Origin of the sequence: Algibacter luteus (assembly GCF_030344935.1) — a bacterium.
In the GTDB taxonomy this organism is placed as follows: Bacteria; Bacteroidota; Bacteroidia; order Flavobacteriales; family Flavobacteriaceae; genus Arenitalea; species Arenitalea lutea.
On sequence record NZ_CP128313.1, the window covers coordinates 2,412,240 to 2,426,040 of the forward strand.

The window sequence follows — 13,801 nt, forward strand, 5'->3', positions numbered from 1 at the left end:
TATATTTTTGTGCTATTAAAATTGAAAATTAATCCTTAATATAATCATGAAGAAAATTTTATTACTTAGTGTATCTGCAATGCTTTTACTTAGTTCATGTGTATCTAAAAAACTATACACAGATCTTGAAGCAAAGCAAAAAGAAACTCAAGATTTACTTAACTCTGCTACAGTAAAATTAAACGCTTGTTTAGAAGATAGAGCTTCAGCAACCGCAAGAGCAAAAACCTTAGAGGAACAAGTAGCAGACCTACGTAAAAGCAATGACAACCTAACCGTTTTATCTGCAAAAGGTGCTAGTAATGTTGAAAAAACACTAGAAAGCATAAAAGAAAAAGAACTTAAAATTACACGTTTACAAGATGCTTTAACTCAAAAAGACAGTATTACACTTGCTTTAGTAACAAGTTTAAAGCGAGAAGTTGGTATTAACGACCCAGACATCGAAGTAAATGTAGAAAAAGGTGTTGTGTTCATTTCAATTGCCGATAAATTATTATTCCAGAGTGGAAGTTACAATGTAACTACAAGAGCAAAAGAAGTTTTAGCTAAAGTAGCTAAAGTGGTAAACAGCAAACCAGATTTCGAATGTATGGTTGAAGGTCACACAGATAATGTGCCTTATAGAAAAGAGCCATTACTAGACAACTGGGATTTAAGTGTGAAGCGTTCAACTTCTATCATTAGAGTTTTACAAGAACTTGGAGTTAACCCTAAGCAACTTATTGCCGCAGGTCGTGCAGAGTTTGTGCCTTTAGTTGAAAATGATAATGCCGAAAACAGAGCAAAAAACAGACGTACACGTATTGTAGTACTTCCAAAAATCGATCAGTTTTATGATATGATTGAAAAAGAAATGAAAAATTTAGCAGCTGGAAACAACTAATAAATTTCAATAACAAATTAAAAAGCTCAACGTAAGTTGGGCTTTTTTTATGGCGTTACCACAAGGGTCAGGCTTTCACTACTCTCCCGATTATCATCGGGATCAAACATGCCGCTCAATCCTTAACGCGGGCTGTTAAACTCCACTTCAAGTTTATCATATCGATTTAGATTTTTACTTGACTTTGTAATAAATTTCAACTAACTTCGTTTAACGTCGGATTTAAAACATTTAAACGTTTGATATCCGCCTTAGTTGGCAATAATATCCAAGCAGAATACTAAAATTAAAATTATAAATAAAAAAATATGAAAAAAACAATTCAAATTTTAATCTTAACATTGATTTTATCGACTTCTGTTTACAGTCAGTCGACAGAAAGGTTCATAAGAATTATTGGTAATGCTAAAAAAGAAATAAGTGCGGACAAAGCAAAAGTTCAAATTACTATCTCCGAACAAAAAGCAAATAAATACAATGAAAATTCAAAAGATATTTCCTTTGAAGAAGCTTACAACTCCACAATTACTGAACTTTCTAAAATTGGAATTAAAGAAAGTGAATTAGAAATAGTTATTCAAGGTAAAAGTTACTCAAGAGGTAATAGTAAAAATTATTATGTAATTACTGATTTTGATAAGCTAGAAAATATTTCAAATATTCAAGTTGATGGTATGCGAATAAAAGAGATAAAATATTTATTCGATATGTCCGATGAAGATTTAGAAACTGAATTAAGTTTAAAAGCAATTAATGACGCCAAACGTAAAGCAAAAGCGATTTGTGATGAGATTAATATGAAAGTTGGAAAAATATTAAACATAGAAGTTAAGGAGTCTAGTTATGGAACTGAAAAAATAGAGAATAAAAAAGAAGACATCATAAAATCTTATAGAGTAGCCATTACTTTTAAACTTGTTGACTAAATGAAAGTTTATATTCTAATCTTTTTTTGTGCGCTATCAATTAGCTGTAGTTTTGGTCAGGACATAACCTTACGTGTTTTAGGTTTTTCAAGCTATACAGAATACGCAGAAAGTAATGTTGCGTTAATATCAACTAATGATTCAACCCTTGAAAAAATCAGTGTTTTTAAAGATTCTCTTGTTGCAAAAGGATTGAATAATAAATTAGTTGAAATTGATGATATAAAAAATTCAAAGAAAATTCAATATAAAATTGAAGAGAAAGATAAAAACGAATTTGACAAACTATTAATCTTGTGTAACGATTTACAAATAAAAGTAGATAAAGTATACTTTAAAATGCCAGAGCATCTTTTTGAAGAAGAAGATAAAAAGGCAATATTGGCTTTGAACAATGCAAATTCTCAAGCAAAAGTATTAGCAAATCATTTAGGTTATAAAATTGACAAAATACTAAATATAGATGATGATACTACTTACTCTAGTTCGATATATGATGACATAGATTTTGACAGCGAAAGAGGAGAATTATTGTTAAGGTTACTTGAATTATTAGGTGGTAGAAATATGTTGTATGAAACTGAAAGTTCAAACTCAACCCGGAATGGAGGGTATAATTTATGGGTAACATATAATTTAAATAAAAAATAAAATACTATTGCCAACAATGGCTATAAGTAATTGCTTGTTCTCGCCTACTTCTGAAAATCCTCGCGGATTTTCAGTTTGGTGCATACTTGCAAAGTTAAGTGCTAAAACACGCAACTACTCATTGCCGAGACCGTTAAACGAACCTCTCCAAAAAAGTAATTTTAAATTTAAAAACAAGATAACAAACAAGTCAGCGTTAGGGATTGCAGTGGATAGCCCACAGCGAGGTACGAGCGAGGACTTGTAACGAAAAGCCCGACCCTTGTGGTAACCTTCCTGCCGGCAGGCAGGCACCCAAATTATTTTTATCTAGAAATTCTTGAGAATTAAAAAGCTAAGTTTCGTGAGCTTACGGCTTTCTCAGGCATCAGAAAATCTCCAAACTGCCTTTGCCCTCTCTTACAACAACAGGCTCATCTTCTGATAAATCTATAACTGTAGAAGCTTCATTATCGCCATAACCACCATCAATAACTAAATCCACCAAATTATCCCATTTTTCTAAAATTAATTCGGGGTCTGTGGTATATTCTAGTACTTCATCTTCATCGTGAATAGACGTTGATATGATAGGATTTCCAAGTTGTTTTACAATTTCTAAGGCAATATTATTATTAGGCACACGAATACCAACAGTTTTTTTCTTTTTAAAAGGATTTGGTAACGATTTCGATCCTGGTAATATAAACGTATAAGGTCCCGGTAAGGCTCTTTTTAATATTTTAAAAACCGACGTGTCAATTTGTTTTACGTAATCGCTTAAATTGCTTAAATCATGACAAACAAACGAGAAATTTGCCTTGTCTAACTTGACGCCTTTTATTCTAGCTACTTTTTCCAACGCTTTTAAGTTGGTAATATCGCAACCTAAACCGTAAACCGTATCGGTGGGGTAAATAATGAGTCCGCCACGTTTTAAAACTTTAACAACCTTGCTAATTTCCTTTGGGTTTGGATTTTCTTCGTAAATTCTAACAAATTCTGCCATATTGCTTTATTTAACCAACAACTTCTAATTTTGCAAAACGCAACAATAATTTTTTAACGCCTCCATGCTGAAAATTAATTTCGGCCTTCGTATCGGCACCTGCGCCTTCTATTTTTAAAACTTCGCCAGTACCAAAACGGATGTGTTTCACAATATTACCAACTACCAATTTACTATCAAAAAGATTGGTGTTTCCGTTTGTTTTTGAAACTGGCTTTAAGTTTTTTGGCGTTGTTACTTGAAATTTTTCAGGTTCTTTTTTAGCAGCCGACCCTTTCTTTAAAACTGGCTGTTTTGCTGGCTTATATCTAATTTTATTTGGTTCAACATCGCCAAAAATATCAGCAGAAAGCATGGGGTTAAAACGACGCTCTTCAATTGGTGTGACAATATCTAAATATTGTTCATCTATCTCTTCTATAAAACGACTCGGTTCAGAATCAATCAATTTACCCCAACGGTATCTCGACAAGGCGTAAGTTAAGTATGCTTGCTTTTCGGCACGCGTTAATGCCACGTAAAACAATCTGCGCTCCTCTTCTAGTTCGCTTCTTGTATTCATGCTCATAGCGCTAGGAAACAAATCTTCTTCCAAACCAACTATAAAGACATACGGGAACTCCAAACCTTTGGCTAAATGTATAGTCATTAACGCTACGTGGTTAGCGTCCCCTTTATCTGCATCCAAATCCGTTGCCAAGGCTACATCTTCTAAAAATTCCGCTAAATTACCTGTAGTATCTGCAATTTCTTTTTGGCCCTCAACAAAGTCTTTCATACCGTTTAAAAGCTCTTCAATATTTTCCATTCTAGCAACACCCTCTGGCGTGCCATCTTTATTGAATTCTTTTATTAGTCCTGTTGTTCTGGTCACATGTTCTGCCAATTCAAAAACATCTGCAGTTTGATTCAGTACTTGGAAACTTTCAATGAGCGTTACAAAATTTTGAAGTTTAGTTCGGGTGCCACTATTCATATTAACATTGGTCTTATCGATGTTTTTCATCACCTCAAAAATGGTACGTTCGTATCCATTTGCAGCAACAATAAGTTTATCAACCGTGGTTTGCCCAATGCCTCGTGGCGGAAAATTAATAACCCGTTTTAGCGCTTCTTCATCTGCTGGATTAATAATTAATCGCAAATACGACAATATATCTTTTATTTCTTTACGCTGGTAAAACGATAAGCCTCCGTAAATTCTATAAGGAATATCGCGCTTTCTCAAAGCATCTTCAATGGCTCTCGATTGTGCATTGGTTCTGTAAAGAATGGCAAAATCACTATTAGCTAGCTGCTCTTGCATTTTCGTTTCCCAAATGGTGCTTGCTACGTAACGCCCTTCATCCCCATCGGTTAACGAACGATTTACTTTTATTTTAGCTCCTTCTTCATTAGCCGTCCAAACAATCTTTTCTAATTTGGTTTGGTTTTTATCAATAATGGAATTAGCAGCATTTACAATATTTTTTGTAGATCGGTAATTTTGTTCCAATCGAAACACTTTCACATCGTCATAATCCTTCTGGAAATTCAAAATATTATTAATATTAGCGCCACGAAACGCATAAATACTTTGCGCATCATCACCTACCACACAAATGTTTTGAAACTTATCTGATAAGGCTCGCACGATTAAATATTGCGAATGGTTGGTATCTTGATACTCATCCACCAAAATGTATTTAAATCTATTCTGATATTTAGCCAAAACTTCAGGGAAACGTGTAAGCAACTCGTTGGTTTTAAGGAGTAAATCGTCAAAATCCATAGCGCCTGCTTTGAAACAGCGCTCTACATATTCTTTATAAATATCTCCCAATCTAGGGCGGCGCGCCATAGTATCCGCTTCAATTAATTCGGCATTTTGAAAATAGGCTCTTACTGTAATGAGGCTGTTTTTATAAGATGAAATTCTTGAACGTACCTGCTTATACTTATAAATATCCTTATCAAGCTCCATTTCTTTGATAATTGAAGCTATTAATCGGTCGGAATCTTGAGTATCATAAATAGTAAAATTGCTAGGGTACCCCAATCTATCGGCTTCAATACGTAATATTTTAGCGAAAACCGAGTGAAAGGTTCCCATCCACAAGTTTTTCGCTTCACTAGCACCTACAATACTCGCAATACGATCTTTCATTTCGCGAGCAGCTTTATTTGTAAATGTAAGCGACAAAATATTAAAAGGGTCGATACCCTTGCTCATCATATATGCAATACGATATGTTAACACACGGGTTTTACCGGAACCCGCACCAGCAATAACAATCATAGGGCCATCAATCTGAATTGTTGGCTCTAATTGCGCATCGTTTAACTGGCTTAAATACTTTTCCAAATCATCATCAATTTTATCCCGTGAAAATAACCATTGTTAGGCTTTTATTAATTCAGAATTATTAATAATTATAAACAATTACATCTTTTATTTTAAATATATTTACATTCCATAGTCATAAAAAAAATAAACACATGTTAGATTTTTTATCAAGCATAGCCTGGTGGGGTTGGGTTTTAATAGCCTTAGCGCTTGTTGCCATTCGGGATGTCTTTTTTCAAAAAAAACATACTATAAGTCATAACTACCCTATTGTTGGGCATTTACGCTATTGGTTGGAAAGTATAGGCCCTGAAATGCGGCAATATTTCGTTGCCAATAATAGAGAAGAATTACCTTTTAACCGTATAGAACGCGGTTGGATTTATGCTTCTGCTAAAAAGGAAAACAATTATGAAGGTTTTGGTACAGATAGAGATATTTATGAGCATCAGCATGTATTTATTAATAATGCGATGATGCCTTTTAAGTTGCCAGAAAACCATCCTAATAAAATCGATAAAACCTTTTTGCCTTGTGCAAAAGTTATGGGCGAATACAATAAACGAAAAAGGCCATATCGTCCGGCTTCTATTATCAATGTGTCGGCTATGAGTTTCGGCTCTTTGTCTGCGAAAGCTATAGAATCGCTAAATAAAGGCGTTAAAATAGCAGATGCATATCATAATACTGGAGAAGGCGGTTTATCACCTTATCACAGCAACGGCGGCGACGTCGTATTTCATTTTGGAACGGGCTATTTTGGTGTGAGAACCGAAGATGGTGGTTTCTCTATGGAAAAAATGATAAAACTTGTAAACGATAATCCATTCATCCGTGCCATAGAAGTAAAATTATCTCAAGGTGCAAAACCTGGTAAAGGTGGCGTTTTACCTGGAGCTAAAATAACCAAACAAATTGCCGAAATTAGAGGTGTTGAAGTCGGTAAAGATGTGCTTTCTCCACCAAATCACAAAGCTTTTTCTAATGTTCCTGAATTAGTAGATTTTATTGAAAGCATAGCTGAAGCCACAGGGCTACCTGTAGGGATCAAGGCAGCCATTGGGAAATTGGAGCAATGGGAAGAACTGGCTGATATTATGCTAAAAACTGACAAAGGTCCTGATTTTATTACGGTTGATGGTGGCGAAGGTGGTACTGGAGCTGCTCCTCCAAGCTTTGCAGACCATGTGTCATTACCTTGGGTATACGGATTCAGTGATTTATATAAATTATTCAAATCCAAAGGGTTATCCGAACGCATTGTATTTGTTGCCAGCGGAAAATTAGGCTTTCCGGCTAAAGCTGCTATGGCATTTGCTATGGGTGCAGATTGTATAAACGTTGCTAGAGAAGCCATGATGAGCATAGGGTGTATACAAGCGCAAATTTGCCATACAAATCGTTGTCCGACTGGCGTAGCTACACAAAGTAAATGGCTTCAAAATGGCATAGACCCAACTCTAAAATCGATTCGATTAGCTCAATATTTTAAAACTTTCAGAAAAGAGTTAATCGAAATAACACATGCTGCGGGTTACGAGCATCCTTGTCAATTTAAAATGAGTGATGTTGAAGTCAATGTAGACGACCACAATCTATCAAAAGAATTAAGTAAAACCTATCAATACGAGAAAACTGCAGTACCTTTTATTAGTATGCAAAGTCTAAAAGATTGTGAGCATCTGGGAGGCGCCAGATAGTAACAAAGCCGTTTCTGGTTTTTAATAATTTTTTGTACACTAAATTTAATCTGTTATGTTTGTAATTAAATAATCTCTGATGGAAATAAGCCGAATTTTAGACCTTTTTTTATTTGCAGTGCCTTCGTTAATAACTGGAGTAATTGCGTATTACTTTTTTAGAGAACATACGAAAAACGAAGATGGCAGAAGGCGATTTTTATTGAAAAAAGATTTACAAGTTAATGCGTTACCACTACGACTTCAAGCGTATGAGCGCATGGCCCTTTTTTTAGAACGTATTACACCATCTAAATTGCTTATTAGAGTTACTCCAATATCTTCAAACAAAAACGATTACGAATCTTTACTTATACAAGCCATTGAACAAGAGTTTGAGCATAATTTATCTCAACAAATCTACATTAGTGACAAATGCTGGAGCATTGTTACGACAGCAAAAAACGCAACAATTCAACTTATCAGGAAAGCTAATATGTTAGAAAAAACAGACACAGCAAATAAGTTGAGAGAAGTTGTTTTAACAGAAATGATGGAACGGAACTCACCAAGTGACACAGCACTATCATACATAAAAAACGAGGTTTCAGAGTTATGGTAAACTTTCGCGTAATTCATTAAATCGTGCTTGTTCACATTTTTCTTTAGCATAATAATATCCCTGTTGCCACCAAGAAGTCATTAGTTTTTTATTAAAAATTAACGAGTTCTCAGTTAGCTTTGATGGTGTATAGTATAAATTTAATTTTACATCTCTATTCTTTGCCGCGAGTTTGCCTATTAAAATATCACTACGCTCCACTTGATCTAATAAATGTCCAAACAGGCTAATCATTAATGAAAACGGGTTCTTTCCCAATATTTTATTATACTGCATACTTTCAGACTCTAAAATAATAGCATCTATTTCTGTAGCTCCTCGCAAAATGGCTTCACGAATAGGAACTACACAACCAAAAGCACCATCTGCATATTCAAATCCGTCTTTTTTCACTAAAGACATAAACGGAATATAGTTACATGAAATCCAAATCCAATCGCAAAACTCGTCGTAACTAAAATCTTTAATCGACTTATACTCTACAACATTTTTTGATAAATTAGAAACCGTAACAACCACATCATCTTTAGTGTCCCTGATGAGTAAATACTCTTCGTAAGTAAAATGTTTTTTTAAATATCTACGCAATGCTTTACTTTCACCAAAGGTGCGTTTCATTTTAATAAACTGCCATAATGAATTTAAAAAATCGATAGAAACGAATTCTCTATTTCCTTTTTTTCGTAGCACGAAAGGATTGACACTAAATATGTTACTCTGATTTACATTAGTAAATACTTTATGTATTTTATCTATAGCACCAACAGCCAAATGAGGGATTAACAAGCTCCCAGTTGAAGTACCCAAAAACATGTCGTAATCTCTACCTTCATCTTTAATTAAATATTCTGCAACTCCACCTGCATAGGCACCTTTACTACCTCCTCCAGAAATAACTAATGCTTTCATTGACTATAATTTGTGTTTAACTCTATATCTTTCGAGGGGTAATTATTTAAAACTTTTTGTGCCATATATTTAATTTTCTAACGGACTAACTTCTTGGTTTTTAAATTTAGCAAAATTATAGCCATCATGCCACCATTTTGTCATTTTCTCTTTATCAAATATTAACGAATTGGTTGTTAAAACCGTTGGAGCATAATAAAAATTAATAATTGCATTGTTATGAGAGGCTACGAATTTACCTATTTTTATATTTTGAGACTCAATACGGTCGAGCATAAAACTAAACATATTGGTTAATAACGAAAAAGGGTTTTTAGACGGTAATCTGTTTAACTGATTAATTTCAGTTTGCAAAATAATGGTATCTACTTCGGTAGCACCGCGTTGTATGGCAGCTTCTATAGGTACCATGCTTCCCAAACCGCCATCGGCATATTCGCATCCGTTTTTTTTAACTAAGGTCATAAAAGGTGTGTAATTACAAGAAATCCATACCCAATCACAAAACTCGGAATAATCAAAATCTTTAATAGACTTATATTCAACTTGATTTAGCGATAAATTTGATACTGTAACCACGATATCCAACATGGAGTTTTTCAAAACCGTAAATTCTTCCTCAGTAATTGTTTTTCTTATTAAAGCTTTTAAATTTAAACTCTCACCAAAAGTCTTACTTCCTCTTAAAAAGTTCAACAACACATTTAAATGATTAATTCGGATATTCTGAACGCCGTGTTTTCGTGTTACATGAAATGGACAAACGCTAAAAATACTGTCGTTATTCACGGTGGTATAAACAGATTTAATTTTATCAATTTTTTTTAAAGCCAAATGAGAAACAAGCAAACTACCTGTTGATGTCCCCAAAAACAGTTGATATTCTCGTTTTAAATCTTCAATAAGAAATTGAGATACACCGCCTGCAAATGCACCTTTACTCCCACCGCCAGATATTACTAATGCTTTCATTGATATTGCTTTACTAATTCTTTAGCAAACTTTGAGAATCGCCAATTATGATGCTTTGTAGCTTGCTCTAAATTAACTTGACAAGCATCATGGCAAGCTTTAATTTGATTTAAATACTGAAAGGCATTCAGCCTTACCTCAAAACCAAAAACTGGACTTGTGTAATAAGTCAGTTCTTCAAAATACTGTGTTTTAAACTCGGCATTATAATCCTCTGTGATTAAAGCCAAAGTTAACCAAAGTATTCTTACGTTTTTATCTTTAAACCCTTGAACACCTTTGGTTTTATTTAAATATTTTTGTCGCTCTTGCGGAAAGTTTTTCCATAAATTATACAAAGCTGCTTCAATAGTAACATACGAATCATCCTCAAGAAGCGATTCATAATCTGTTTTTAATGCTTCTGAAATTTCAGATTTAGTGAGCGCTATGGCTTGTCGGATTTTAATATCGTTTGTGTTTAATGCTTTTTTAAATATCGAATCGTGAACAAGTCTTGTTTCATCTTTTAGAAATAATCGTCGTTTAAGTTCTGAACTTTCAGCCTGTTCCCAATAACTGTTAATGCTTGAATTTATTGAATGGGACGAAAACATAAGTTGTTCATCTAACTGAAGCATTTTTGAAATCTCATCAGAACTACTTTTTAATGCATTTATACAATCTTCATACAAAAAGGATTTACTTTCTAACCAATCCGCCACAAATGATTTTAAATCTAAGCCACTCGCCTTTTCAACTTCACTAATAAAATCGGTTGTTTCTACATTTTTAAAGGCATGCTTTTCTAGATAATTTTTCACAGCTAACTTAAAAGCTTTATCGCCTACTTTTTCGCGCAATATGTGCAATACCCAAGCCCCTTTTTTATAAAACGTCGTACTACTCGATTTTGGATTTAACAACGCTGTACTTTGTCCTGCTTGATCTTGTGCTAATAATTCTTGAGCATAATCGTATAATCGCCAATGGTAATAATTGTCACCAAAAATATCACGTTCTGCTAGTAAAGCATAATATGTAGCAAACCCTTCTTGCAACCAATGATGTGTCCCAGAGGTTTCAGTAACCAAATCACCAAACCATTGATGTGCTAATTCATGAGCGTTAACGTTCACATAGTTTTTATCAATAAAAGCAATCTCATCTATCACGAAGCTATCAGCAAATATAGTAACACTAGTATTTTCCATTCCTGCATATAAAAAGTCTTTTACAGGTACTTGCTTATAGTTTTGCCAAGGATATGGAACACCAATCTCTTCTTCAAGAAAATCAAACATCTGTTTGGAATAGCGATAGGTTGGCTCGAATTTTAATGAGTCTTCTGGATAGTAATACATTTCTAGAGGAATGCCACATTTAGCATGTTCTACTTTCTTCTCATATTTCCCGATAACCAATGCTACCAAATAACTTGCCATAGGGTTTTGCATATCAAATTGCCATAAATCATATGTAGGCGTTTCTCGTTTTGAAACCATGCTGCCATTAGAAACTACTTGATATCCTTTAGGCGCTACAATTGTTAAATCGAACTCAATTTTATCATTCATATCATCGATAGAAGGCAGCCAATTACTTGTGTATTTCCCTTGGCCTTGAGTCCACAACTGGTTTTGCGACTCATTATCCCAACCTATAAAATACATGGCTTTTTTAGGTGATGCGAAAAACAGAAAATTTAATGTGTGTGTTGAATTTGCTTTAAAACTGTGATAAATGATTAACTTATTACCATCGTTTTTAAATTTTACGGGGGTTTTATTTAGAGCTACGTTCATGAATTTCATGTTTTGAGCATCTAAATACACCGAGTCGGTATGTTTTAAAATATCAAACTTGACTTGATAAGAATTGAAAACCGTGCTATCAACCTTAATCTGGTTAAAAAGAAGTACTGATTCAACGTGTTTGAAATCTACAAATTCCGTTTGTTGAGCTATTAAAAAATTAACGCTCAAACATAAAATAAAGATTATACGATTCATGATTTTAAATATAATCAAAGATTAATTCAAAATCATAAAATCCAATTAAAAACTATGAAACTCGATTAAATTAGCCTCGTAGTATTGATTACCTAATTTATTTAACAAATTTCTAATAACGTTACTATCACCATCAATTGCAATTGCAGAATATCCGGTATCGTTCAATTTACCTAATCGTAAATCCTTAATATTAATGCCTTTAGATGCTAATGCTGACAATAAAATCAACAGAACCCCAGGCGCATTGTGATGTTTAGTTAGAATAACTTTATCACTCAAAGCTAGATTTAAACGCACTCCATCCATTTCAAGCAAATAAACGCCTTTACTGTAGTAGTTAGGTAAAACGGCATTTTCTTGATACGTTAATTTTTGAAACAAGCCTGAATCCGTACCGTTTATAAAATCAATTGCGCTCTGTACTTTCCCGTTTTTATTAGCTAAGGATAAGAACGCCACTGCAGTCCCATCATTATTAGATTTTAAGCGTGCTGTTTCCACATTTATGCCTTCTGAAGCCAACGTGTTAAACAATGAAGAAATGACTCCAGGCTTATCTAAATGCTCTGAAAACAATCCATTTACAATATGCTGCGTGTTTTTAGGAATTTCGTTTGTTACGGTTATTGATTTGCCCCATTTGCGAATTCGAATGGCGTTGTAATCGCCCATTCCAGTTGCACTTCGGTATAAATCTACAAACTCAGAAAACGAGCCACCAAAAGAAAAATCTGGAATGATACGTCTTTGATTGTCATCTAACCTCTGATTTAACAACTCAATACCCTTGTTTAAAACGGTATATTTTACTTTTAAATCGTGATCGTCATAAATAGTTCGGTTCTCAGGAATTAACTTTGAGTAACTCACATAACTCTCGTAACCAGCCTCTTGAATATACTCTAAACTTTCTTTATAATTTAAACCGTAATATTTAACATGATGTGTATCTGTACCTACACAAACGGGGATTTCAAGCTCGTTAGCGCGTCTTAGAATACTTTGTATTGGATACACGCCTACGCCTTTAAATTTACCCGCCATATTAACATCTAAAGACAAATTTCTGTCTGCTATGAGTTCTAAAAGCGTTCTAAATTTATTGGCTAAAGGATGTGCACTTGTTTCAAAATTCACTAACGCCTCGGGCATATCAACATTCAGTTTTGGTAAATCAATATGACCAATAATTTGAATCATATCACCAAAACACTCAATCATTTGGATCATTTCATTGAAATAACCGTCCCAATACGCTTCTAAACTCCCTCTTAATTTAAGCAATTCCAGAGCCTCCTCTTTTGACCCATCATAAGGCAAACCTTCAGGAGCAAAATGCACAGAACCAATAACATAATCAGCATCTTCTGCTTGAAATATTTTAGATCGACTCCACTGCAAACCTAAATCAGGACCCATCCATTCTAACTCAACGCCGTATTTAATATTGATTTGACCTTCGTATTTTTTACGAAGATTCGCAATACGTTTTGGGTAATTTAAATACGATTTATTACCGCGAATAAACTTCACATTCGTTTCTCTTTCAGCGGTATAGCGAAAATTTGTTAAACGAGGTGAATGTATAATAAACGTAATACTTGGGTTACCAGCTTCAATAGCCTTATCAACTATATCTTCTAGTTTATCAATTCCATGTTTTACATGATCTTGCTCTGTTCCCGCATGAATACCATGTGTTTCCCAAATAAATTCGTTGAGTTTTCTCATCAATTAATGTGCATTAAAATTTCGGTAATGATTGCCAAATTTAACCATTGAAATATAAATATGCTCGATAATTTACTTTTTTCAACATATTTCAAAAAGAATTCTCATTTTCCAACA

Annotated in this window: 11 protein-coding genes; 5 read left to right on the forward strand and 6 right to left on the reverse strand. The window is 33.9% G+C overall.

The features are described from left to right. The first annotated feature begins 46 nt into the window (after nt 1-46). The 3 genes from O5O44_RS10140 (at nt 47) to O5O44_RS10150 (ending at nt 2,463) form a co-directional block, all read left to right on the forward strand. Complete coding sequence (locus tag O5O44_RS10140) at nt 47-886, forward strand: OmpA/MotB family protein (protein ID WP_289194249.1); 840 nt, start codon at nt 47-49, stop codon at nt 884-886. Between the two features lie 308 nt (nt 887-1,194). After that, on the forward strand, nt 1,195-1,812 hold the full coding sequence (locus O5O44_RS10145) for an SIMPL domain-containing protein (protein WP_289194250.1): 618 nt from the start codon (nt 1,195-1,197) through the stop codon (nt 1,810-1,812). Further along, nucleotides 1,813-2,463, forward strand: a complete 651-nt coding sequence (locus O5O44_RS10150) for a hypothetical protein (RefSeq protein ID WP_289194251.1) — start codon at nt 1,813-1,815, stop codon at nt 2,461-2,463. Between the two features lie 367 nt (nt 2,464-2,830). Here the strand turns inward: O5O44_RS10150 and O5O44_RS10155 are convergent, their stop codons facing one another. Together O5O44_RS10155 and O5O44_RS10160 are read right to left on the reverse strand one after the other, a co-directional pair. Beyond that, entirely contained in the window at nt 2,831-3,451 is a 621-nt protein-coding gene (locus O5O44_RS10155; RefSeq protein WP_289194252.1) for an L-threonylcarbamoyladenylate synthase, read from the reverse strand. A 10-nt stretch (nt 3,452-3,461) separates the two neighbouring features. Further along, on the reverse strand, nt 3,462-5,795 hold the full coding sequence (locus tag O5O44_RS10160; protein ID WP_289194253.1) for an ATP-dependent helicase: 2,334 nt from the start codon (nt 5,793-5,795) through the stop codon (nt 3,462-3,464). 134 nt (nt 5,796-5,929) lie between these two features. On the opposite strand from O5O44_RS10160, the gene O5O44_RS10165 reads away from it, so the two are divergent. Both O5O44_RS10165 and O5O44_RS10170 read left to right on the forward strand, forming a co-directional pair. After that, on the forward strand, nt 5,930-7,477 hold the full coding sequence (locus tag O5O44_RS10165; RefSeq protein ID WP_289194254.1) for an FMN-binding glutamate synthase family protein: 1,548 nt from the start codon (nt 5,930-5,932) through the stop codon (nt 7,475-7,477). Between the two features lie 79 nt (nt 7,478-7,556). Next, the gene (locus O5O44_RS10170; protein ID WP_289194255.1) at nt 7,557-8,078 is read left to right on the forward strand and encodes a DUF7935 family protein; all 522 of its coding nucleotides are present in this window, start codon (nt 7,557-7,559) and stop codon (nt 8,076-8,078) included. Here O5O44_RS10170 and O5O44_RS10175 read toward each other — a convergent pair. The 4 genes from O5O44_RS10175 to O5O44_RS10190 all read right to left on the reverse strand — a co-directional run bounded on the left by O5O44_RS10175 (nt 8,070) and on the right by O5O44_RS10190 (nt 13,684). Continuing rightward, nucleotides 8,070-8,987 (reverse strand): patatin-like phospholipase family protein, encoded by a 918-nt coding sequence (locus O5O44_RS10175; RefSeq protein ID WP_289194256.1) that lies wholly within the window; start codon nt 8,985-8,987, stop codon nt 8,070-8,072. The genes O5O44_RS10170 and O5O44_RS10175 overlap by 9 nt on opposite strands. A 69-nt stretch (nt 8,988-9,056) precedes the next feature. Further along, the gene (locus tag O5O44_RS10180; protein ID WP_289194257.1) at nt 9,057-9,959 is read right to left on the reverse strand and encodes a patatin-like phospholipase family protein; all 903 of its coding nucleotides are present in this window, start codon (nt 9,957-9,959) and stop codon (nt 9,057-9,059) included. After that, nucleotides 9,956-11,950: a M1 family metallopeptidase gene (locus O5O44_RS10185; protein ID WP_289194258.1), complete on the reverse strand. Its 1,995-nt coding sequence runs from the start codon at nt 11,948-11,950 to the stop codon at nt 9,956-9,958. The genes O5O44_RS10180 and O5O44_RS10185 overlap by 4 nt, the downstream gene beginning before the upstream one ends. A 45-nt stretch (nt 11,951-11,995) precedes the next feature. Next, nucleotides 11,996-13,684, reverse strand: a complete 1,689-nt coding sequence (locus tag O5O44_RS10190; RefSeq protein WP_289194259.1) for a histidinol-phosphatase HisJ family protein — start codon at nt 13,682-13,684, stop codon at nt 11,996-11,998. Between the last annotated feature and the right edge of the window lie 117 nt (nt 13,685-13,801).